We start from the raw sequence: 21,111 nt of genomic DNA on the forward strand, positions 1-21,111 counted from the left end.
CCGCGCCATGACCCCAGAGTCCTCCCGACGCCTCCACCGCCTTCGTCAACGGGCCCTTCGATCCTCGCGGTCGGCCACCGCGACCTCCCCCTCCGATGCCCCCGACCCCACCACCACCCCGCAGGTCGCCTTCCGCGACGCACCGTCGCTGACCAGCCCGGTCTTCGAGGTCGGCAGCCTGTCGGTGTTCTACGGCGACCACGAGGCCGTCCGCGACGTCAACATGACCATCGGCGACCGTCAGATCACCGCGATGATCGGTCCGTCCGGCTGCGGCAAGTCCACCGTGATCCGCTGCTTCAACCGGATGAACGACCTCATCCCCACGGCCCGGGTGGCCGGGAAGATCCGCTACCACGACGAGAACCTGTACGGGAAGGACGTCGACCCCATCGAGGTGCGGCGCCGCATCGGCATGGTCTTCCAGAAGCCCAACCCGTTCCCCAAATCGATCTACGACAACATCGCCTACGGGCCTCGGGTGGGCGGCTTCAAGGGCAACCTCGACGACCTGGTGGAGGAGACCCTCACCCACGCCGCGCTGTGGGAGGAGGTCAAGGACAAGCTGAAGACCTCGGCGCTGGCCCTCTCGGGCGGGCAGCAGCAGCGGCTGTGCATCGCCCGCACCATCGCGGTCAAGCCGGAGGTGATCCTGATGGATGAACCCTGCTCGGCCCTGGACCCGATTGCCACGGCGAAGATCGAGGACCTCATGGAGCACCTGGCGCAGGAGTTCACGATCGTCGTCGTCACGCACAACATGCAGCAGGCCGCACGCGTCTCGCACCGCACCGCCTTCTTCACCACGGACGTCGGCGGGGAGGGGGAGCGGCACGGCCGTCTGGTCGAGTACGACGAGACGGCACGCATCTTCTCCAACCCCTCCGACCAGCGGACCGAGGACTACATCACCGGCCGAATCGGCTGATGCCCGTGTTCGACGTATCCGTCATCGCCGTCACCTTCGGCATCATCTTCGTCACCGAACTGCCCGACAAGACGGCCGTGGCTGTTGTGATGCTCGCGACCCGCTACCGGGCCGGCTACGTCTTCACGGGCATCGCGTCCGGTTTCGCGGTCCACGTCGTGCCGGCGGTCATCGCGGGGATCTTGCTGGCGATGCTGCCGAACCGATGGCTGCAAGCGGCATCCGCGGTGCTCTTCCTGGTGGGAGCGGTGATCCTTCTGGCGAGCCGGCGGCAGGCGACCGAAGAACAAGTCGAGCAGCTGGACGACCAGTCCTTCTGGAAGGCGGCGGGCGCGGGCTTCACGCCGATCCTGGTCGCGGAGTTCGGCGATCTGACACAGATCATGACCGCCGGCCTGGCCGCCCGCTACGGTGCGCCGGTGTCTGTGGGTATCGGTTCGGTGGCGGGGCTGTGGTCGGTGGCCGCGCTCGGCATTCTGGGTGGGCGCACTCTCGTGAGGCACGTGCCGTTGCGGTTCATCACGCGCGTGGCCGCCGTGGTGCTGGCGGCGTTGGCGGCCTTCAGCCTGTACCAGGCGGTCGCCGGCTGACCGCCAGTGCGCGGGGCGGGCGCCGCACCACCTCCTCCACAGCCTTGCCGGGCAGCAGCGATGGTGCAGGCCGGCGTCGATGTCCTCGCCGCGGCGTTCGATGAGCCCGTCGGTGTACAGCACCAGGGTGTCGCTGGGGGCGTAGGGCAAGGCGGTCTGCGGGCGGGTGACGTGCTCGAGGCGGGCGGCCAGGGGCGGGTCGGTCGCCTGATCCAGCAGGTCGCAGCCGCCGTCGGGATTTTGCGGGCTCGTGCAGGGCCCGGACGGCTGCGCTCAGTGCGCTGCGGAGCATGCCCATGACGGCGGCGGCCTCCAGTCCGTGGCCGACGACGTCCCCGACGGCTCAGGCCGTTCAGCCAGCCCTTGCGCACCGCGGGGCGCAACACGCGGGCGCTGTCGGCGGCGGCTCTCACCATTCCGGGTCCGATAGGCGACGGCGCGGGGTAATCGCCCCTCGGCTCGATTCGCACCAGCCGACCGGAATCGACCACCGCGACGTAACTGCCCCAGTGCGTCGCAACCGACATGCGTCGTTCCACGATGCTTCAACTCCGTCTCTGACGGCGGTACGGAGGGCGCCGCGGCGGAGCCAGCAGTGGCCCGACCGCGACGCGTTCGGCCGGCCGGTCGTCCACGGCGGCCGGTCGCGGAGCGTCCTTCTCCGGAACCACCAACCTCGGCCTGTGGGAGGAGGGCGGGCAACCCGTGGTGGCGGTGGAGGTGGACACGATCGACGACTGGCAGAGCTACATCGCCGCCGGTGTCGGGATCGGCGTGACCCCGGCCTCCACCGCCTGGATGCACCCGCATGCCGAGATCAGCTACCTCCCCCTGCGGGACGCGCCACCGGTGCCGGTGTACCTGGTCTGGGCTTCCAACAATCGCCATCCTGCGCTGAGCTCCTTCATCCAGTTGGCGCGGGACGTGGTGGCGGAGGGGGCCGAGTAGGCCCGGGGCCTGTGCGCGCGCCGCCCCGCCGCCCCCGCGAGCGGGGGGCGACGGGTGCGGGCCGCGGCCGGTCAGACCTGCGACTTCGCCGGCTCCGCCGCGGCCTCCGGCTCGTCGCCGATGGCTCCGACGTGCCGCAGCACGACGGCGGACAGGATCGACAGGACCACGGTGCACGCCGCGGCCACGACCATCGCCGTGTTCATGCCGGAGGTGGCGGCCTCCTTGGCGAGGTCGAGCCAGCCGGCGGGCATCTGCTGGGCCGAGGCGACGGCGCCGGCGAGGCTGTCGCCCGCGGCGTCGGCCACGTCCGACGGGGTGCCGGCGGGGATCTTGTCGCCAATCTGGCTGCGGTAGACCGCGGTCGCCAGGCTGCCCAGGATCGCCACGCCGAGCGCGAGGCCCAGTTCCTGCACGGTCTCCGACATCGCCGAGGCCGAGCCGGCCTTCTCCGGCGGCGCCGCCCCGACCACCAGGTCCGTGCCCAGGGCCGCGATCGCCCCGAGCCCGAGGTAGACGAGGCCGAATCCGACGACCATCAGGGCGATGCCGCCCGAGGGGCCCACCAGGGCGAGCAGGACGTACCCGACCGTGGACAGCACCAGGGTGGCCGCCACCACGAGGCCCGGCGGCACCCGCCGCGCGACCAGGGGCGAGCCGATCGCGGCCAGGAACATCAGCAGGGCGGGCGGGCCCATCCACAGCCCCGCCTCGACCGGCGGCAGCCCCTCCACGAACTGGAGCTGCTGGGTGATCAGCAGCATCGAGCCGCCGACGCCGACGAGGCCGACGAGCAGCACGCTCAGCGCGGAGCTGAACGTCCGGTTGGCGAAGAGGCGCACGTCCAGCAGCGGGCTCTCCAGCTTGCCCTGCCGGCGAACGAACAGCACCGCGAAGACCACGCCGATCAGCGCGGCGACGATCATCGGCAGATCGAGGCCGTCCTTGGCGAAGCGCTTCACCGCGTAGACCACCGGCAGGATCGCGATCAGCGACAGCGTCACACTGATCAGGTCGAACCTACCGCTCTGTGGCGCCGAGTACTCGGGGATCAGGAGCGGCGCGGCCACCAGCAGCACGATCGCGACCGGCACCGCCAGCAGGAACACCGAACCCCACCAGAAGTGGTTCAGCATCGCCCCGCCGACCACCGGGCCGAGCGCCATGCCGAGCGCGAAGCTCGTGGCCCAGACACCGATCGCCAGGGAGCGCTGCCGCTGGTCGGCGAACATGTTGCTGATCAGGGCCAGCGTGGACGGCATCAGCGTGGCACCGGCGACCCCGAGGGCCGCCCGCGCGGCGATGAGCATGTCGGCGCTGGTGGCGTAGGCCGCCAGCACCGAGACGATCCCGAAGGCCGCGGCCCCGATCATCAGCAGCCGGCGGCGGCCGATCCGGTCACCCAGCGTGCCCATGGTGAGCAGGAAGCCGGCGATCAGGAAGCCGTAGGCGTCCATGATCCACAGCTCTTGGGTACCGGACGGGCGCAGATCCTCGGCCAGTGAGGGGAGGGTCAGGTACAGCACGGTGACGTCGAGGCCCAGCAGCACGGTGGGCAACGAGAGGACGGCCAGCCCTCCCCACTCGCGGGCTCCTGCCCTGCCTACGGTCGTTGTGCTCATGGCACTCCCTGCCTTTTTCTCGTATCCGTCGACTTGCATCGCCACTGTGCCGCCCCTCACGCATGGTTTCCTGAGGGTCGTTCGGCGATAAAGTGCAGCCATGCGTTACGGGGTGCTCGGACCGCTGGCCGTCTGGGACGCCGAGGGGCGGCCGGTCAGGGTTCCCGAAGCGAAGGTGCGCGCCCTGCTGGCGAACCTGCTCGTCCACGGCGGCGGGCCGGTGCCGGCGGACCGCCTCATCGAGGACCTGTGGGCGGGCAACCCGCCGGGCGGGTCCACCAACACCCTGCAGACCAAGATCTCCCAGCTGCGCCGGGTGCTGGGCCGGGAGCAGGTGGTCCGCGAGCCCGCCGGCTACCGGCTGCTGCTCGCGGACGACGTGGTCGACGCCCTGAGGTTCCAGGAGCTCGCCGACCGCGCCCGCGCCCACCGGGAGCCGGCGGTGAAGGCGGACCTGTTCGCCGACGCGCTCGCCCTGTGGCGGGGCCCGGCTTACGCGGACGTGGCCGAGTCCCTGTTCGCCCGCAGTGAGATCGCCCGGCTGGAGGAGCTGCGCCTGGCCGTCGTCGAGGACCACGCCGAGGTCCGGCTGACCCTGGGCGGGCACACGGCGCTGGCGGCGGAACTGGGGACGCTGGTGGCACGGCACCCGCTGCGCGAGCGGCTGCGCATGGCCCACATGCGCGCCCTGTACCGCTCCGGGCGGCAGGGCGACGCGCTGCAGAGCTTCCAGGAGCTGCGCCGGGAGCTGGCCGAGGAGCTGGGGGCCTCGCCCGGTCCGGAGGCCGCCGCGCTGCACGAGGCGATCCTGCGCCAGGAGCCGCAGCTGGCCACACCGGCGATCGGGTCGCGGTCGTGCCGGACGAACCTGCCCGCCCCGCTGACCCCGCTGATCGGGCGGCGCGAGGCGGCCGCGCAGGTGCTGGCCCGGCTGGACCCCGGCGCGAGTACCCGTCTCGTCACCCTCACCGGCCTCGGCGGGGTGGGCAAGACGCGGCTGGCGATCGCCGCGGCGGGCGACGCGGGTGGGCAGTACGCCGACGGGGTGTGGCTGGTCGAGCTGGCCGGCCTGGGCGCCGCGTCCGGCCCGGACGATATCGCCGAACGCGTCATCACGACGCTGGGCCTGTGCGACACGGCGGCGACCGAACCGGACCTGGACGACCTGGTGGGCTGGCTGTGCCAGGCGGTGGCCGACAAGCAGCTGCTGATCCTGCTGGACAACTGCGAGCACCTCGTCGAGTCGGTCGCCGTGCTCGCCAAGTCCCTGCTGTCGGCCGTGCCGGCGGCCCACCTCCTGCTCACCAGCCAGGAAGCCCTGGACATCCCCGGCGAGGTGGTGCACCCGGTGCCGCCGCTGGCGCTGCCGGAGCACACCGATCCGCGGACGGTCGCCCGGTCCAGCGCCGTCGAGCTGTTCGTGCAGCGGGCCGCCGCGGCGGCGCCCGGCTTCGTCCTGGACGCGGACAACGGGGTGGCGGTCTCCACCATCTGCCGCCGCCTCGACGGCATTCCGCTCGCCCTGGAACTCGTCGCGTCCCGGCTGCGGACGCTGAGCCCGCAGGAGCTCGCCGCCCGGCTGGACGACCGGTTCGCCCGGCCTGACGTACGGGTGCGCGGGCTCCCAAACCGCCAGCAGACGCTGCGGGGCATGCTCGACTGGAGCTGGCAGCTGCTGACGCCGGACGAGCGCACCGTGCTGCGCCGCCTGGTCGTGCATGCCGACGGCTGCGTCATGCCCTCCGCCCAGGCGGTCTGCGCCGACGGGGAGCTGCCCGCCGAGCGGATTCCCGACCTGCTCTCCCGGCTGGTGGACCGCTCGCTGGTGGTCCGTGAGGGCGACCGGTTCCGGCTGCTCGAATCGGTGGCCGCCTACTGCGCCGAGCGGCTGGCGGAGGCGGACGAGGAGAGCGCCGTACGCGCGCGCTTCGTGCGGTACTGCACCGAGTGGGCCGAGCGGGAGAGCGAACGGCTGCGCGGCCCGGACCAGCGGTGCTCCCTGGAACGCCTCAACGCGGAGACCGTCAATTTGCGCCGCGCCCTGGACCTCGCGGTCGCCCAGGACTCCGCCGGGTACGCGGTGCGGCTGGTGAACGCGCTGGCCTGGTTTTGGTTCCTGCGCGGGCGGTTCCCCGAAGCCCGCAGGTCCTTGCGGACGGCGCTGGCGGCCGACGTCGACGCCGCCCCGGCCGCGCGCCTGACGGCACGGGTCTGGCTGGCCGGTGTCGAGCTGCGCACCTCGCAGGCCGACGCCGTGCCCGGCCCGGCGGGCGAAGACCCCACCTCCGGGGTCGAGGACCCGGTGCTGAAGGCCCGGCTCCAGTGGTTCGTCGGCACCGGGCTGACCGGCCGCGGCCACCACCGCGAGGGGCGGCAGCTGGTGGAGGCCAGCCTGGCCGGCGCCCGTGCCGCCCGGGACCGCTGGGGCGAGGCCGCGGCCCTGGTGGAGCTGGCGAGCCACGCCCCGGCGCGGGACGGGTCCGCGGAGCTGGGCGCTGCGCTGTTCCGCGAGGTCGACGACCGCTGGGGCCAGCTCCGGGCCACCCGGTCCCTGGCACTCGCGGCCGAACGCGAGGGCGACCGCGTACGGACCGAACGGCTGCACCGCGAGGGCCTCCTGATGGCCGAGGAGCTCGGCCTGTGGACCGAGGTCGTCGAGACGCTGACCTTCCTCGGCAGGACCGCGCTGGCGAGCGGCCTCACCGAGCGGGCGACGGAGCTGTACGAGCGCGCGCTGTCCGTGTCGGCCGAACGCGCCTACCACCGGGGCGAGATCCGTGCCGAGATCGGCCTTGGGCACGCCGCACGGCTCCGCGGTGACCGGGACGCCGCCACGTCCCACCTGAACCGGGCCCTGGCCAAGAGCCAGTCCTCGGGCCACGCCACGCACGCCGCGGCCGCGCTGGCGGAACTGAACCTCGTCACCCGGGCGTGACCGAACTGCTGCGCGTGTGACCGGCGTTTCCCGGGTGCGGCGGGCCCCGCACTCCGGAGGTCCAGCCCGCTCCGGCGGCGTGCGCCGGAGCGAGGACGTATTCGTTCGCACTCCCTACTCGAATACGCCCTACTCGATTACGCAGTAGCCGCAGCAACCCCTTCACCCTGGCCTGATCCGAGCCGTTATTTATTCGCGTACGAATGGCAGGCGAAGGAGTGGCGTTCCGTGGGGATAGCAGCTGAATCCAGGGCCCTCGGATTAACCGGCTACCAGCGCGACATCTGGGCGGCCGAAGCAAGAGCACCGGGGAACTGCCAATTCAACGTACTGGTCCACGAGCAGCTGGCGGGGGCCGTGGACCGGGAGCTGCTCGGTGCCTGCCTGGCCCGTGCGGTGCGGGAGCACGACGCCTTCCGGCTGCGGTTCGGCGAGGACGGCGAAGGGGTCCCCCGGGTCCGGCGGATCACGGAGGAACCGGACGCCGGGGCGCCGCCTCCCGAAGCAGGGCGGCAGTTGGCGCCAGGCGCATCCGCTGACCAGGACGTAGATGATGGCCGCGAACAGCGTCTCATCAGGGGTGTCCCGCGTTCCACCGCTGAAGCACGCCATGTGGAGGCGTTTCCGCCGGTGCAACCCGCGTTGGCAAAGGCCGGCATCGTCCCGCTGCGCGCCAAGGGAGCAAAGGACTGGCAGTGGGAGGCTGTGCCGAAGGACGGCTTCCACGCGCTGCGGCACACCTACGCCTCGATCATGCTGGAGGTGGGAGAGTCCGTGGTGGCCGTGGCACGGTGGCTCGGGCACTCCTCACCAGCGTTCACCCTCGGTTACTATTCTCACTTGATGCCGGAGGCCGGAAGCAAGGGGCGGACGGCCATTGACGGACTGCTGGGGAGGCAGGGAGATTTGCATGCCAGTCGAAACTTCCCTGATTCTCCCCGGGGCTGATGACGGGCAATTCCCGCTGTGGGGCGCCCCTGGGGCCGACCGTGGATTGCAAGGTCGATGAGGCGGGTGGCCTGAGAAAATGCTAAGAGAGGTCGCCGCAACCCGCTACATCGCACCCCTACGCTCCGGCGGCTCCGTCCCCGGAATCGTCGAGGCCGACGACCTGGGCACGTACGTCGTGAAGTTCACAGGCTCCGCGCAGGGCCGCAAGGCGCTGGTCGCCGAAGTGATCGTGGGCGAGCTGGCGCGCGCCCTCGGGTTGCGGTTCCCCGAACTGGTCCTGGTGCACTTCGACCCGTCGATCGCCGAGCACGAGCCCCACCAGGAGGTGCGGGACCTCCACGGCGCCAGCGCGGGGGTCAACCTCGGCATGGACTACCTGCCGGGCGCGAAGGACTTCGCCCCGGAGGTCGCCAAGGACTTCCGCGTGGATCCGCTGGAGGCCGGCAGGATCGTCTGGCTCGACGCCCTGACGGTCAACGTGGACCGTACGGTGCACAGCTCCAACCTCATGATCTGGCCGACGTTCGGGACCGTGCCCCCGCGCCTGTGGCTGATCGACCATGGCGCCGCGCTCGTCTTCCACCACCGCTGGGACGGCACGGACCCCGAGAAGTCCTACGACTTCCGCCACCACGCGCTCGGCCACTACGCGCCCGACGTGCGCGCTGCCGACGCCGAGCTGGCGCCGAAGGTCACCGAGAATCTGTTGCGCGAGATCACGGCCGAGGTCCCGGACGCCTGGCTGGCCGACGAGCCGGGCTTCGCCACGCCCGACGAGGCCCGGGAGGCGTACGTGGACCACCTCCACGCGCGCGTGCGGGCCTCCGCGGCCTGGCTCCCCACCGACTTCCCCACCCGGGAGGAACTCGCCGCCGAGGAGGCCCTCCGGGCGGCGCGCACACAGCAAGGCCGGCCGAACTGGCTCAAGCGGGTCCCCGACCTGCACGGCAAACCGGCCGCGGAACAGGATTGGTCGGTACATCCGGGATGACAGGCACCCCTTCGGAAGATGTCCAGCGCGTCGAGATCGAGTACTGCACGCAGTGCCGCTGGCTGCCGCGTGCCGCCTGGCTGGCCCAGGAACTCCTGACGACCTTCGAGACCGAGCTCACGGAACTGTCGCTGAAGCCAGGCACGGGCGGGGTCTTCGTCGTCCGCGTGAACGACGAGGTGGTCTGGGACCGCCGCGAGCAGGGCTTCCCGGAGCCCACGGCCGTGAAGCAGGCCGTACGCGACCGAGTGGCCCCGGAGAAGTCCCTGGGCCACTCGGACAGGTGAGGGCACAAGCGAGGGCTCAGCCCTCCAACTGCTCGTAGGCCGGGAGGGTGAGGAAGTCCGCGTAGTCCTCGTCGAGCGCGACCTCCAGGAGCAGGTCGTGGGCCTGCTGCCAGTGGCCGGCGGCGAAGGCCTCCTCGCCCAGCTCGGCGCGGATGTTCCGGAGCTCCTCCGCGGCGACCGCGCGGGCCAGCTCGGGCGTCGCCTTCTGGCCGTTCTCGAACTCCACTCCGGCGTTGATCCACTGCCAGATCTGCGAGCGGGAGATCTCGGCGGTCGCAGCGTCCTCCATCAGGTTGAAGATGGCGACCGCGCCGAGGCCGCGCAGCCAGGCCTCGATGTACCGGATGCCGACCTGGACGGCGTTGACGAGACCGTCGTACGTCGGCCTGGCGTCCAGCGAGTCGATGGCGATCAGGTCGGCCGCATGGACGTCGACGTCCTCGCGCAGCCGGTCCTTCTGGTTCGGCTTGTCGCCGAGGACCCGGTCGAAGGACTCCATGGCGATCGGGACCAGGTCGGGGTGGGCGACCCAGGAACCGTCGAAGCCGTCGTTCGCCTCGCGGTCCTTGTCGGCATGGACCTTCTCGAAGGCGACCTTGTTGACCTCCGCGTCCCGGCGGGAGGGGATGAACGCCGCCATGCCGCCGATCGCGTGTGCCCCGCGCTTGTGGCAGGTGCGGACGAGGAGTTCGGTGTACGCCCGCATGAACGGGGCCGTCATCGTGACCGCGTTGCGGTCCGGAAGGACGAACTTGGTGCCGCCGTCACGGAAGTTCTTGACGATGGAGAACAGGTAGTCCCAGCGGCCGGCGTTCAGACCGGAGGCGTGGTCGCGGAGTTCGTAGAGGATCTCCTCCATCTCGTAGGCGGCCGTGATCGTCTCGATCAGGACGGTCGCGCGGATGGTGCCCTGGGGGATGCCGACGTAGTCCTGCGCGAACACGAACACGTCGTTCCAGAGGCGGGCCTCCAGGTGCGACTCCGTCTTCGGGAGGTAGAAGTACGGGCCCTTGCCGAGGTCGAGCAGGCGCTGGGCGTTGTGGAAGAAGTACAGGCCGAAGTCGACGAGGCCGCCGGGGACCTGCTGACCGTCCACCTGGAGGTGACGCTCGTTCAGATGCCAGCCGCGCGGGCGCATGACGACCGTGGCGAGGTCCTCGTCGGCCTTCAGGGCGTACGACTTGCCGGACTTCGGGTCGGTGAAGTCGATGTTCCGGGTGTAGGCGTCGATCAGATTGAGCTGACCGAGGACCACGTTCTCCCAGGTCGGTGCCGAGGCGTCCTCGAAGTCCGCGAGCCAGACCTTGGCGCCCGAGTTCAGGGCGTTGATGGTCATCTTGCGGTCGGTGGGGCCGGTGATCTCGACCCGGCGGTCGTTCAGGGCCTGGGGAGACGGGGCGACCTTCCAGGAGTCGTCCGCGCGGATGGCGGCGGTCTCCGGGAGGAAGTCGAGCGTGGAGGTGCGGGCGATCTCGGCGCGGCGCTCGGCGCGGCGGGCGAGGAGCTCGTCACGCCGGGGCGTGAAGCGGCGGTGCAGCTCGGCCAGGAAGGCGAGGGCCGCTTCGGTGAGGACCTCCTCCTGCCGGGGCAGGGGCTCGGCGTCGACGATGGCCGGCGGGGACGGCGCTGGTGCGGACATGAGCTGTCACTTCCTTCAGCGAGCTACGGACGAGCTGTCGAGCTTGGGCACCGGGTGCCAGTGTTCCCGGGTGCGGTGGGGAGCGCCCGTGGGCAGACGGATGCCACTGATCAGTGGATAGTAGTTTCCTCATGGTGGAAGTTCAATGGTTTGTTGATGTCGAGATTCTCCGAGTCGAGTGAAGGTGGCGCTCGGTGCCACCCCGCTCACCCCCGGTGTCACTCGAGGTGGGCGAGGTCGTCCGGGGTGTCGATGTCGTACGGCCGCGCCACGTCCCCGCACTCGACCAGCGTGATCGCCTCCTCGTGCGCCTTGAGGTAGGCGCGTGCCCCCCGGTCGCCGGTCGCAGTCGCGGCGATACCGGCCCAGTGGGCGGCACCGAAGAGAACCGGGTGCCCGCGTACGCCGTCGTACGCGGCCGACACCAGGGACGTCTCGTCCCGGTACGCGGCGCGGACGCGGGCCACCGCCTCCGGGCCGATGCCGGGCTGGTCGACGAGGGAGACGAGCGCCGCCCGCGCGCCCGTGACGGCCAGCGAGTCGAGCCCGGCCCGCAGCGAGGACCCCATGCCGTCGGCCCACTCCGGGTTCTCCACCAGTACGCACCCCGACAGCTCCGCCCGCTCCCGTACGGCGGTGGCCCGCGCCCCGAGGACCACGTGGACGCGCCCGCATCCCGCCGCCCGCAGCACCCCGACCGCGTGCTCCACGAGGGGCCGCCCCCGGTGTTCGAGCAGCGCCTTGGGCCGCCCACCGAGCCGTCGGCCGCCTCCGGCCGCCAGGAGCAGCCCGGCGACCTCGTCATCCGTGTGCGTCATACGTCCCTGCATACCTGACCTCGTACACCTGACCACTCGCCGGCCACACGGTTTCCCTGGGCTGAATTTCGGTCCGCACTGTGGCGTCCGGCGTATCCGGTGGCGTTTAATGCCCGCGTCCCCGGCGCCCGACCAGCACGGCGGGGGCGCTCGGCGGGATCACGAAGTGACGGCGCACAACGGCGTGCGAGGGGGGAGTGCCTGTGTTGCGGAGCTTGGGGCAGAGACGACCGGTGACCGGCAGCGACGAGGACCCGAGAGTGGCGCGACTGCGGACCGCCGTGTCCCGGCTGCGCCGCGAACTCGCCGCTCATCCGGCCGAGTTCCATGATCGCGTGATCGCGGAGGACGAGCTCGCCGCCCTCGCCGCCATGACCACCACCGACGGCACCCCGGAAGTCGCTCGGCTGCGTCGCTCGCTCCTGCTGATCGCCGGCGCGATCGGCTCCGTCAGCGCCCTGGCGAGCGGCCTGTCGGAGGTCCGCCGGGCGGTGGAGCTGTTCGGCGAGCCGCAGGGCCGCTGAGAAGACGGCTGCGGCCCCCTGTCCGTGGGGCCTGGGGGCCGGGGCCGTTCGCGTGAGGGAGCGGCCTCAGGAGGTCGGGCCGCCCGAGCTCGCCAGTGCCGCCGACAGCTCCGCCGCCACCTGCTGCAGGACCGGCACGATCTTCTCCGTCGCCGCCTCGGTCACCCGGCCCGCCGGGCCGGAGATCGAAATGGCCGCCGCGGTGGGGGATTCGGGCACGGAGACGGCGAGACAGCGCACGCCGATCTCCTGCTCGTTGTCGTCGATCGCGTACCCCCGGCGTCGTACGTCCTCAAGGGCCGCGAGGAAACCCTCCGGCGTGGTGATCGTCTTCTCCGTCGCGGCGGGCATGCCGGTGCGGGCGAGCAGGGCGCGCACCTCGCCGTCCGGGACGTTGGCCAGCAGGGCCTTGCCGACGCCCGTGGAGTGCGGCAGCACGCGCCGGCCGACCTCGGTGAACATGCGCATCGAGTGCTTCGACGGCACCTGCGCCACGTAGACGATCTCGTCCCCGTCCAGCAGCGCCATGTTCGCCGTCTCACCGGTCTCCTCGACCAGGCGGGCGAGATAGGGGCGCGCCCAGGTGCCGAGCAGCCGGGAGGCGGACTCGCCGAGGCGGATCAGACGCGGGCCGAGCGCGTACCGCCGGTTGGTCTGCTGGCGTACGTACCCGCAGGCCACCAGCGTGCGCATGAGGCGGTGGATGGTGGGCAGCGGCAGGCCGCTGCTCACGGAGAGCTCGCTCAGGCCGACCTCGCCGCCCGCGTCCGCCATCCGCTCGAGCAGATCGAAGGCGCGCTCGAGGGACTGGACGCCACCACTGGCGGGGGACTTGGCGGAGTCGGTGGTGCTGGCGCTGGACGTCGGCACGGCGTTCCTTTCGGGACTGACGGGAAGAGCAGAAGCCTACCCGCCGGTCGGTTGACTCCCTGCTTGTGCGTAGCTACGTTCTGCTTACCGGAATCCTAATTCCGAGTTGTGGAAACGTCCAGAGTGGGAGCCTTGAGAGGTTCATGGAGAAGTGTGCCCTTGACGGCGCGGGAGCGGGAGTGAAGACTCCTTCAACAGAACGTTGAATTCCGTTACGTGGAAGTAAACGGGCAGAGGCGGGGCGAGAGGGGTCCGGGTGTCCGACGTAGAACTGGTGCTGCGCTCGACGCGCGTCATCACCCCCGAGGGGACGCGTGCCGCCTCGGTCGCGGTCGCCGGGGGCACGATCACGGCCGTACTCCCGTACGACGCCGAGGTACCGTCCGGCGCCCGCCTGGAGGACCTGGGCGACGACGTCCTGCTGCCCGGCCTGGTCGACACCCACGTGCACGTCAACGACCCCGGCCGCACCGAGTGGGAGGGCTTCTGGACCGCCACCCGCGCCGCGGCCGCCGGCGGCATCACCACGCTCGTCGACATGCCGCTCAACTCCCTCCCGCCGACGACGACGGTCGAGCACCTGCGTACGAAGCAGAAGGTCGCCGCCGACAAGGCGCACATCGACGTCGGCTTCTGGGGCGGCGCCCTGCCCGACAACGTCAAGGACCTGCGGCCGCTGCACGAGGCCGGCGTCTTCGGGTTCAAGGCGTTCCTGTCGCCGTCCGGCGTGGACGAGTTCCCGCACCTCGACCAGGACCGGCTCGCCCGGTCCCTCGCCGAGATCGCCTCCTTCGGCGGTCTGCTGATCGTGCACGCCGAGGACCCGCACCACCTCGACGCCGCCCCGCGGCACCGCGGGCCGAAGTACGCCGACTTCCTCGCCAGCCGCCCGCGCGACGCCGAGGACACGGCGATCGCGAACCTCATCGCGCAGACGAAACGCCTGGACGCGCGCGTGCACGTGCTGCACCTGTCGTCCAGCGACGCGCTGCCGCTGATCGCCGAGGCCAAGGCGGAGGGCGTACGCATCACGGTCGAGACCTGCCCCCACTACCTGACCCTGACGGCCGAGGAAGTCCCCGACGGAGCCAGCGAGTTCAAGTGCTGCCCGCCCATCCGCGAGGCCGCCAACCAGGACCTGCTCTGGCAGGCACTGGCGGACGGCACGATCGACTGCGTCGTCACCGACCACTCGCCGTCCACGGCCGACCTGAAGACGGACGACTTCGCGACGGCGTGGGGCGGGATCTCCGGGCTCCAGCTGAGCCTCGCGGCGGTGTGGACTCAGGCACGCAGGCGCGGCCACGGCCTGGAGGACGTGGTCCGCTGGATGTCGTCCCGTACGGCGCAACTGGTGGGCCTCGATGCCCGCAAGGGCGCCATCGAAGCGGGCCGCGACGCCGACTTCGCGGTCCTCGCGCCCGACGAGACGTTCACCGTGGACCCGGCGGCCCTCCAGCACCGCAACCACGTCACGGCCTACGCGGGCAGAACCCTGTACGGCGTCGTGAGGTCCACCTGGCTGCGCGGCCGGCGGATCGTCAGGGACGGCGAGTTCACCGAGCCGAAGGGCCACCTGCTCACCCGGACCCCCTGATCCCCTTCCACCGCACCCGCAGCGGCCGACTCCCGAAAGGAACCCTGATCACCGTGACGGCGCAGCATCGATCCTTGTTGGCCAGTTTCACCGGCGACGCGAACCCCTACGGAGGCGGCGACCCGTACGCGGACTACCGCACGGCCGACTTCCCCTTCACCCACTACGCCAACCTCGCCGACCGGCAGCTGGGCGCCGGTGTCATCGCCGCCAACGACGAGTTCTTCGCCCAGCGGGAGAACCTGCTGGTGCCCGGGCGGGCCGAGTTCGACCCCGAGCACTTCGGCCACAAGGGCAAGGTCATGGACGGCTGGGAGACGCGGCGTCGCCGAGGCGCCTCCGCCGACCACCCCTGGCCCACGGCCGAGGACCACGACTGGGCGCTCGTCCGCCTCGGCGCGCCGGGCGTCATCCGCGGGATCGTCGTCGACACGGCCCACTTCCGCGGCAACTACCCGCAGGCGGTGTCGATCGAGGGCACGTCGGTGCCGGGCTCCCCGTCGCCGGCGGAACTGCTCGGGGACGACGTGAAGTGGACGACGCTGGTTCCGCGCACCCCGGTGGGCGGCCACGCGGCGAACGGCTTCGCGGTGTCGGTCGAACAGCGCTTCACGCACGTGCGCGTCAACCAGCACCCCGACGGCGGCATCGCGCGCCTGCGCGTGTACGGCGAGGTCGTCCCGGACCCCGCATGGCTGGACGTCCTCGGCACTTTCGACGTGGTCGCCCTGGAGAACGGCGGCCAGGCCGAGGACGCCTCCAACCTCTTCTACTCACCGGCCACCAACACCATCCAGCCGGGCCGCTCCCGCAAGATGGACGACGGCTGGGAGACCCGGCGCCGCCGCGACCAGGGCAACGACTGGATCCGCTACCGGCTGGTGGCCCAGTCCCAGATCCGCGCCATCGAGATCGACACGGCGTATCTGAAGGGCAACAGCGCGGGCTGGGCGTCGGTCTCGGTGAAGGACGCCGAGGATGGCGAGAACGGCACGTGGACGGAGATCCTCCCGCGCACCCGACTCCAGCCGGACACCAACCACCGCTTCGTCCTGCCGACCCCCGCCGTCGGCACGCACGCGCGCGTGGACATCTATCCCGACGGCGGCATCTCCCGCCTGCGCCTGTTCGGCTCGCTGACCCAGGAGGGCACGGCAAGCCTGACGGCCCGCCACCAGGAGCTGGGCGGCTGAGATGCCGTGTGCGAGGGATTGCCGTCCCGAGCCCCCACCCACCCGTGCGGGCGAGCCCATGTCGGCGCCGGTGTGCTGCATTCAGCCCGTCCGGCGTTTGAGGACGAGGCCCTTCGGGCTGAAGCGGGGGTCTGGGGGCGGCTGCCCCCAGCGGGGTTCAGGGGCAGCGCCCCTGGCGGGGTCGAAGGGGCAGAGCCCCTGGGGATGGGAAGGGTAGGGGCGGCGGGTGCGAAAAACGCCCCCTGCGTCAGGCCGCGTGCCCCCCGTCCACCGAGAACTCCGCCCCCGTCACATACGCCGCCCCCGCGAGATGGGCCACCGTCGCCGCCACCTCCTCCGCCGTCCCGAAACGCCCCAACGCCGTCATCGCCGCCTGCCCCGCCGCATACGGCCCGTCCGCCGGGTTCATGTCCGTGTCGATGGGGCCCGGATGCACGATGTTCGCCGTGATCCCCCGCACCCCCAGCTCCCTGGCCAACGCCTTCGTCAGCCCGACCAGCGCCGACTTGCTCATCGCGTAGAGCGTCCCGCCGGGCCCCGGCACACGCTGGGTCATGCACGTACCGACGGTGATGATCCGCCCACCCGCCCCCATCCGGGCGGCAGCCGCCTGAGAGGCCAGAAACACCCCGCGCACGTTCACCGCGAGCACCCGGTCCACATCGGTGAGCGAAAGGCTCTCCAGGGGCCCGAGAAGGCCCACCCCCACGTTGTTCACCAGCACGTCGAGACGCCCCCCGAGCGCGTCCGCCGTACGCGCCACCGCCCCGGCCGCCTCCTCCGCGTCCGCGGAGTCCGCGCGCAGGGCAACCGCTCGGCGCCCCAGGGCCTCGACGGCCCGTACGACGTCCTCGGCCGCCTCCTTGCCGTTCACGTACGTGAGGGCCACATCGGCGCCCTCCCGGGCCAGCCGCACCGCCGTCGCCGCGCCGATACCGCGGCTGCCGCCGGTCACGAGGGCCACCTTGCCGTTCAGGGATCCGCGCGAAGTTGTCGAAGCTGTCGAAGTTGTCGAAGTTGTCGAAGTCGTCATGGATCCATTCCAGCGATCGGCGCACCGACACGCTGGCGGCGAACGGACGTCGAGGTCGGGCGACCGGGACGCTCCCCTCCGGCGGCCTGTTCACGACGCACGCAGGCGAAACTCCGAACGGCCCATCGATGAGTTGCGGGTGCCGGTGGGGTCTGCCCTGATGACAACAGACCCCACCACCGGCCCCACCACCAGAGAGAAGGCATCCCCATGGGCAAGCTCGTCCTCACCTCGTTCGTCACCCTCGACGGCGTCTACCAGGCCCCCGGCGGCCCCAGAGAGGACACCCGCGACGGCTTCGAGCAGGGCGGCTGGAGCGTCCCGTACGGCGACGACGACTTCGGCCGGTTCATCAACGAGGTATTCGGCCGCGTCGGAGCCTTCCTCCTCGGCCGACGTACCTACGAGATCTTCGCGTCGTACTGGCCCAAGATCACCGATCCTGCCGACCCGGTCGCCTTGAAGCTCAACGCCCTGCCGAAGTACGTCGCCTCCGCCACACTCACCGACCCGGACTGGTCCCACACCACGGTGATCGGCGGCGACCTCGCCAAGGAGGTCACCGACCTCAAGGAGCGCACCGACGGCGAGCTCCAGGTGCACGGCAGTGGCGCCCTGGCCCAGTCCCTGCTGGCGCTCGACCTGATCGACACCGTCCATCTGCTGACCTTCCCGGTCGTGCTCGGCGCCGGCCGCCGCCTGTTCACCGAGGGAGCGCTGCCGACCGCCTTTCGGCACACCGGCGGGCGTATCACCGCGGCTGGCGTCTCCATCCAGTCGTACGACCTGGCGGGCCGCCCGGAGTACGGCTCGTACGAACTCCCCGAGGGCTGACCGGCCCGTGTCGGATCGGCTTGCGCAGCGGAAGGCCGCACGGACCTGCCGGCCGTGGCCGGCCCGGGGCCCGGCCTTCGGGATGCCGCCCGGAGTGGTACGCGTTCCGTCAGGCCGACGAGGCCCAAGTCGCCACCGCGCGCGGCGGCCGGGAGCTGGGCGCCGCCGCGGCCGTCGTCAGCCACCGTGACCGTCGGCCGATGGTCCTCGCGCCGCAGGCCGGCGCTGATCTCCGTCCGCGTCGGCCGCGTGGCGCCGTTTGTTGGGCAGGGCCTCATGGAACACCACGCAAGGGGGCCGCTGACGCGCCGTCAACGACGGAGCCACCAACAGCTCATCGTCCGCATCCGTCCTGCGGGCGGTCAGCTCACGGCGCACCGCTTGCCGGCCCACGCTCGGCGCGAGCCGGCGGTCGCTCGGCTCGGCACACGGTCACCAGAGAACCGCCCAAGGTCTCCGCGCACCCGAGCGTGTGGACCGCTTGGAAACGCCACGCGTCAAGTGAACTTCCTGAAAACTCATCGGACTTGATGGGAAAATCTCTCAGAGTTGTCATTGACATGCCACTATCTACGCGCATCATCATGAGGGCATGAGATTCCCCCCACGAATCACCCGCATCGGCGCCGCAGCCGCCGTCCTGTCCGCTCTCCTCGTCGGCGGCACCGTCGCCACCGCGTCCCCGGCGGCCGCCGCGGTGGGCAGCATCTGCTACAGCGACCTGCCCTCCCAGGCGTACGACACCCTTGAGCTGATCGAGCAGGGTGGTCCCTACCCGTACTCCCAGGACGGCACCGTCTTCCAGAACCGGGAAGGCATCCTGCCCAGCCAGTCCTCTGGCTACTATCACGAGTACACCGTCATCACTCCTGGCTCCTCCACGCGCGGAGCTCGCCGCATCGTCACCGGCGAGGAATACCAGGAGGACTACTACACGGCCGACCACTACGCCTCGTTCGACCTGATCAACTACAGCTGCTGAGGAAAAGCCGTACGCCCCGCGCACTCCGGCAATCGCTCGCGCCCAGGACCCTCGCCCCGCGGCTCCCCACGTTCATCGGCCGCGGGGCGAGGTAGATCCGGCCTACGACACGGTCCTGCCCGGCGCACTGCCTCTCCCTCCCCGCCGGAGGGTTTGCACAAGTCGGTCCAGGACGCACCTGGGCAGCCGTCAGGTAAGAAGTCGGCCCTTGGCGACGAGCCGGAGGTCAGACCAGGCAGTCGGGGTGCAGTGCGTCGTGGAGGAATTCGCCGCCCTGCTGGATCGCGGCCCTGGCGGCGCGAGTGTCCTTCATTGCGTTGAGCATGACGAAGTCATGGATGACGCCCTGGTAACGCACCGCCGTGGTCCGCACGCCGGCGGCGCGCAGCTTGGCGGCGTAGGCCTCGCCCTCGTCACGCAGGACATCGGCCTCGGCCAGGATGACCAGGGCCTGTGGCAGGCCGCGCAACTCGTCGAGGCTTGCCCGCAGTGGAGAGGCGGTGATCTGGGTACGTTCGGCGGGGTGGGTCGTGTACTGGTCCCAGAACCACTTCATCCCCTCCCGGCTGAGGAAGTAGCCGCTGGCGAACTGCTGGTAGGAATCGGTGTCGAAACTGGCATCGGTGACGGGACAGAACAGCAGCTGTGCTCCGAGCCTGGGACCTTTGCGCTGCTTGGCCAGGAGGGTGGTGGCCGCGGCCATGTTGCCGCCGGCCGAGTCGCCGGCCACCGCGACACGGTCCGGGTCGAGGCCGTGGGCGGCTCCCTGCGCTGAGATCCACAGCAGCGCGGCGTAGGCCTCCTCGATGGCCGTGGGGTACTTCGCTTCGGGTGAGAGGCTGTAGTTGACGAAGACCGTTGCCGCGTGCGCCCGTACGGTGAGCTCACGCACGAGCCGGTCATGGGTGTGGGCGTTGCCGAAGACCCATCCGGCTCCGTGGAGGTACATGACCACAGGCAGGGGCACCTGGGCGCCGACCGGGCGGAAGACACGGATCGAGACCATGCCCGACGGGCCGCCCGGAATGGACAGATCCGCTACGTCCGCGTCCGGGGCCGGGACGTCGCCGCTCTGGATGTCGTCCACGGCCCTGCGCCCCTCGAGCGGATCCAGGTCGTACAGGAACGGAGGGTGCGCGGTCGCGTCGGCGAAGTTCTGTGCGGCTTCTTCGAGAACCGGTGCGACGGTGGACATGTTGCTCTTTTCCTGCGCGGGACGTGCCACTGAAGGCGGCCTTACGTCCCTCACCTTGGCAAGCAGCCTGCTCCGCATGCATCAGTATGTTGACGGTGCATGCCGTGCGTCAGAGCCGGTCGGCGAGAGCGTCCCTGAGGAAGCGACCGCCCTGCCTGATCGCTGAAAGCGTCGGCGGGCTGTCCTGCAGAGCACTCAGGGACGCGAAGTCGTGCACTGTCCCCAGGTAGCGGACCGCGGTCACCGGGACACGGGCCTGCCGCAGCAGGCGGGCGTACTGCTCGCCCTCGTCCCGTACGACGTCCGCCTCCGCCGTCACGATCAGAGCGGGAGGAAGTCCGGTGAGGTCTTCGGGCGTCGCCCGCAGCGGCGAGGCAGTGGGTTCGGCGAGCCGGCATGCGTCGACGGTGTACTGGCGCCAGTACCCGTCCAGAGCTTCACCCGTCAGGAGGTAGCCGGAAGCGAACTGGTCCCGCGACGGGCCGGCGAAGTGCGGGTCGGTCAGCGGGTAGTACAACAACTGCGCCCGGATACGGGGCCCGCCCCGCTGCTTGCCCATCATGGTGAGCGCCGTGGCCATGGTCGCACCGGCGCAGTCCCCTGCCAGGGCGAGCCTGCCACCGTCCAGCCCCAGGGTGTCGGCCTGCTCGACCACCGAGGTCAAGATCGCGTACGACTCCTCCAGCGCGACCGGGTAGCGGGCCTCCGGGGTGCGGGTGTACTCGGGCACCACGAAGGCGGCGCCACTCGCCGCCGTCAGCTCGCCGATCATTCCCGCGTGGGTGCGGGCGTCACCCAGCATCCACCGGCCGCCGTGCAGGTACACGACCACGGGAAGGGGGCCCGTCGCCCGTGCCGGCCGGAACAGCCAGAAGCCGACGAGCCCTCGGGGGCCCACCGGTGCCACCCGGAAATCGGCGTCCAGGTCGAAGTCGTCGAGCGTATGACCCTGGATCTCCAGCAGCGCCTGGCGCCCGTCGGCCGGGCCGAACTGGTACAGATAGGGCGGCGCGGCGGAGGCGTCGACGAGCCGTTGCACGAGTGGATCGAGGACGACGGCGGAGCGATCGGGCCCGCCTGGGTCCGGTACGGGCTCGGAACTCAATAGGCTCACGTTCCTTCCGTCGTCACGACCGATGGTCCGCCGGATGGTCACCGGTCTGGCCGCTACCAC

Annotated in this window: 19 protein-coding genes and 3 pseudogenes; 12 read left to right on the top strand and 10 right to left on the bottom strand. The window is 71.1% G+C overall.

The annotated features are described in order from the left end of the window. The first annotated feature begins 7 nt into the window (after nt 1-7). Together pstB and Q4V64_RS42140 are read left to right on the top strand one after the other, a co-directional pair. A complete protein-coding gene (gene pstB, locus Q4V64_RS42135) occupies nt 8-928 on the top strand; it encodes a phosphate ABC transporter ATP-binding protein PstB (RefSeq protein ID WP_253266788.1) in 921 nt (306 codons plus the stop codon). A gap of 5 nt (nt 929-933) precedes the next feature. Next, a complete protein-coding gene (locus tag Q4V64_RS42140) occupies nt 934-1,518 on the top strand; it encodes a TMEM165/GDT1 family protein (RefSeq protein ID WP_124438150.1) in 585 nt (194 codons plus the stop codon). A 66-nt stretch (nt 1,519-1,584) separates the two neighbouring features. Here Q4V64_RS42140 and Q4V64_RS55580 read toward each other — a convergent pair. After that, nucleotides 1,585-1,861: pseudogene (locus Q4V64_RS55580) on the bottom strand (SpoIIE family protein phosphatase); the annotation flags it as partial. A 79-nt stretch (nt 1,862-1,940) separates the two neighbouring features. Further along, a pseudogene (locus Q4V64_RS42145) lies at nt 1,941-2,045 on the bottom strand (hypothetical protein); the annotation flags it as partial. Between the two features lie 154 nt (nt 2,046-2,199). Between Q4V64_RS42145 and Q4V64_RS42150 the strand changes: the two are divergent. Further along, nucleotides 2,200-2,466, top strand: coding sequence for a LysR substrate-binding domain-containing protein (locus Q4V64_RS42150; RefSeq protein ID WP_124438127.1), 267 nt, complete (start codon nt 2,200-2,202; stop codon nt 2,464-2,466). A 71-nt stretch (nt 2,467-2,537) separates the two neighbouring features. Here Q4V64_RS42150 and Q4V64_RS42155 read toward each other — a convergent pair whose 3' ends face one another. After that, entirely contained in the window at nt 2,538-4,088 is a 1,551-nt protein-coding gene (locus tag Q4V64_RS42155) for an MFS transporter (protein WP_124438126.1), read from the bottom strand. Between the two features lie 100 nt (nt 4,089-4,188). Here Q4V64_RS42155 and Q4V64_RS42160 point away from each other — a divergent pair, with 100 nt between their 5' ends. Continuing rightward, nucleotides 4,189-7,023, top strand: coding sequence for a BTAD domain-containing putative transcriptional regulator (locus tag Q4V64_RS42160; protein WP_124438125.1), 2,835 nt, complete (start codon nt 4,189-4,191; stop codon nt 7,021-7,023). Between the two features lie 498 nt (nt 7,024-7,521). On the opposite strand, the pseudogene Q4V64_RS55585 reads toward Q4V64_RS42160, so the two are convergent. Continuing rightward, a pseudogene (locus Q4V64_RS55585) lies at nt 7,522-7,620 on the bottom strand (transposase); the annotation flags it as partial. A 108-nt stretch (nt 7,621-7,728) separates the two neighbouring features. On the opposite strand from Q4V64_RS55585, the gene Q4V64_RS55590 reads away from it, so the two are divergent. The 3 genes from Q4V64_RS55590 to Q4V64_RS42175 all read left to right on the top strand — a co-directional run bounded on the left by Q4V64_RS55590 (nt 7,729) and on the right by Q4V64_RS42175 (nt 9,252). Next, on the top strand, nt 7,729-7,971 hold the full coding sequence (locus tag Q4V64_RS55590; protein ID WP_301184474.1) for a tyrosine-type recombinase/integrase: 243 nt from the start codon (nt 7,729-7,731) through the stop codon (nt 7,969-7,971). 79 nt (nt 7,972-8,050) lie between these two features. Continuing rightward, nucleotides 8,051-8,965: a HipA family kinase gene (locus Q4V64_RS42170; protein ID WP_124438124.1), complete on the top strand. Its 915-nt coding sequence runs from the start codon at nt 8,051-8,053 to the stop codon at nt 8,963-8,965. Further along, nucleotides 8,962-9,252, top strand: coding sequence for a SelT/SelW/SelH family protein (locus Q4V64_RS42175; protein WP_124438123.1), 291 nt, complete (start codon nt 8,962-8,964; stop codon nt 9,250-9,252). The genes Q4V64_RS42170 and Q4V64_RS42175 overlap by 4 nt, the downstream gene beginning before the upstream one ends. A gap of 16 nt (nt 9,253-9,268) precedes the next feature. Here Q4V64_RS42175 and aceB read toward each other — a convergent pair whose 3' ends face one another. Together aceB and Q4V64_RS42185 are read right to left on the bottom strand one after the other, a co-directional pair. After that, nucleotides 9,269-10,891, bottom strand: coding sequence for a malate synthase A (gene aceB, locus Q4V64_RS42180; protein ID WP_124438122.1), 1,623 nt, complete (start codon nt 10,889-10,891; stop codon nt 9,269-9,271). A gap of 218 nt (nt 10,892-11,109) precedes the next feature. Continuing rightward, on the bottom strand, nt 11,110-11,709 hold the full coding sequence (locus Q4V64_RS42185) for a nucleotidyltransferase family protein (protein WP_124438121.1): 600 nt from the start codon (nt 11,707-11,709) through the stop codon (nt 11,110-11,112). Nucleotides 11,710-11,942: 233 nt separating this feature from the next. Between Q4V64_RS42185 and Q4V64_RS42190 the strand changes: the two genes are divergently transcribed. Then, complete coding sequence (locus Q4V64_RS42190) at nt 11,943-12,233, top strand: DUF5955 family protein (RefSeq protein ID WP_172629051.1); 291 nt, start codon at nt 11,943-11,945, stop codon at nt 12,231-12,233. A 66-nt stretch (nt 12,234-12,299) separates the two neighbouring features. Here Q4V64_RS42190 and Q4V64_RS42195 read toward each other — a convergent pair whose 3' ends face one another. Next, a complete protein-coding gene (locus tag Q4V64_RS42195; protein ID WP_124438119.1) occupies nt 12,300-13,103 on the bottom strand; it encodes an IclR family transcriptional regulator in 804 nt (267 codons plus the stop codon). Nucleotides 13,104-13,359: 256 nt separating this feature from the next. Here Q4V64_RS42195 and allB point away from each other — a divergent pair, with 256 nt between their 5' ends. Further along, on the top strand, nt 13,360-14,700 hold the full coding sequence (gene allB / locus Q4V64_RS42200; protein ID WP_124438118.1) for an allantoinase AllB: 1,341 nt from the start codon (nt 13,360-13,362) through the stop codon (nt 14,698-14,700). Between the two features lie 53 nt (nt 14,701-14,753). Further along, nucleotides 14,754-15,893 carry an allantoicase gene (alc, locus tag Q4V64_RS42205; RefSeq protein ID WP_124438117.1) on the top strand — a complete coding sequence of 380 codons (1,140 nt, stop codon included), beginning with the start codon at nt 14,754-14,756 and terminating at the stop codon, nt 15,891-15,893. A gap of 247 nt (nt 15,894-16,140) precedes the next feature. On the opposite strand, the gene Q4V64_RS42210 is transcribed toward alc, so the two are convergent. Then, nucleotides 16,141-16,926: an SDR family oxidoreductase gene (locus tag Q4V64_RS42210; protein ID WP_124438116.1), complete on the bottom strand. Its 786-nt coding sequence runs from the start codon at nt 16,924-16,926 to the stop codon at nt 16,141-16,143. Between the two features lie 210 nt (nt 16,927-17,136). On the opposite strand from Q4V64_RS42210, the gene Q4V64_RS42215 reads away from it, so the two are divergent. Further along, the gene (locus Q4V64_RS42215) at nt 17,137-17,760 is read left to right on the top strand and encodes a dihydrofolate reductase family protein (RefSeq protein WP_124438115.1); all 624 of its coding nucleotides are present in this window, start codon (nt 17,137-17,139) and stop codon (nt 17,758-17,760) included. A 592-nt stretch (nt 17,761-18,352) separates the two neighbouring features. Then, on the top strand, nt 18,353-18,742 hold the full coding sequence (locus Q4V64_RS42220; RefSeq protein ID WP_124438114.1) for a ribonuclease domain-containing protein: 390 nt from the start codon (nt 18,353-18,355) through the stop codon (nt 18,740-18,742). A 226-nt stretch (nt 18,743-18,968) separates the two neighbouring features. Here the strand turns inward: Q4V64_RS42220 and Q4V64_RS42225 are convergent, their stop codons facing one another. Together Q4V64_RS42225 and Q4V64_RS42230 are read right to left on the bottom strand one after the other, a co-directional pair. Continuing rightward, the gene (locus Q4V64_RS42225; RefSeq protein WP_124438113.1) at nt 18,969-19,937 is read right to left on the bottom strand and encodes an alpha/beta hydrolase; all 969 of its coding nucleotides are present in this window, start codon (nt 19,935-19,937) and stop codon (nt 18,969-18,971) included. A 109-nt stretch (nt 19,938-20,046) separates the two neighbouring features. After that, nucleotides 20,047-21,042 carry an alpha/beta hydrolase gene (locus tag Q4V64_RS42230; protein WP_253266787.1) on the bottom strand — a complete coding sequence of 332 codons (996 nt, stop codon included), beginning with the start codon at nt 21,040-21,042 and terminating at the stop codon, nt 20,047-20,049. Between the last annotated feature and the right edge of the window lie 69 nt (nt 21,043-21,111).

The organism is Streptomyces sp. NL15-2K (assembly GCF_030551255.1).
Classification (GTDB): Bacteria; Actinomycetota; Actinomycetes; order Streptomycetales; family Streptomycetaceae; genus Streptomyces.

What these genes read in the sequence shown, in the direction of transcription:
- pstB (WP_253266788.1), top strand. Translation starts at nt 8, where the DNA reads ATGACCCCAGAGTCCTCCCGACGCCTCCACCGCCTTCGTCAACGGGCC.
- Q4V64_RS42155 (WP_124438126.1), bottom strand. Translation starts at nt 4,088, where the DNA reads ATGAGCACAACGACCGTAGGCAGGGCAGGAGCCCGCGAGTGGGGAGGG.
- Q4V64_RS42160 (WP_124438125.1), top strand. Translation starts at nt 4,189, where the DNA reads ATGCGTTACGGGGTGCTCGGACCGCTGGCCGTCTGGGACGCCGAGGGG.
- Q4V64_RS42170 (WP_124438124.1), top strand. Translation starts at nt 8,051, where the DNA reads ATGCTAAGAGAGGTCGCCGCAACCCGCTACATCGCACCCCTACGCTCC.
- Q4V64_RS42175 (WP_124438123.1), top strand. Translation starts at nt 8,962, where the DNA reads ATGACAGGCACCCCTTCGGAAGATGTCCAGCGCGTCGAGATCGAGTAC.
- aceB (WP_124438122.1), bottom strand. Translation starts at nt 10,891, where the DNA reads ATGTCCGCACCAGCGCCGTCCCCGCCGGCCATCGTCGACGCCGAGCCC.
- Q4V64_RS42185 (WP_124438121.1), bottom strand. Translation starts at nt 11,709, where the DNA reads ATGACGCACACGGATGACGAGGTCGCCGGGCTGCTCCTGGCGGCCGGA.
- Q4V64_RS42210 (WP_124438116.1), bottom strand. Translation starts at nt 16,926, where the DNA reads ATGACGACTTCGACAACTTCGACAACTTCGACAGCTTCGACAACTTCG.
- Q4V64_RS42215 (WP_124438115.1), top strand. Translation starts at nt 17,137, where the DNA reads ATGGGCAAGCTCGTCCTCACCTCGTTCGTCACCCTCGACGGCGTCTAC.
- Q4V64_RS42220 (WP_124438114.1), top strand. Translation starts at nt 18,353, where the DNA reads ATGAGATTCCCCCCACGAATCACCCGCATCGGCGCCGCAGCCGCCGTC.
- Q4V64_RS42225 (WP_124438113.1), bottom strand. Translation starts at nt 19,937, where the DNA reads ATGTCCACCGTCGCACCGGTTCTCGAAGAAGCCGCACAGAACTTCGCC.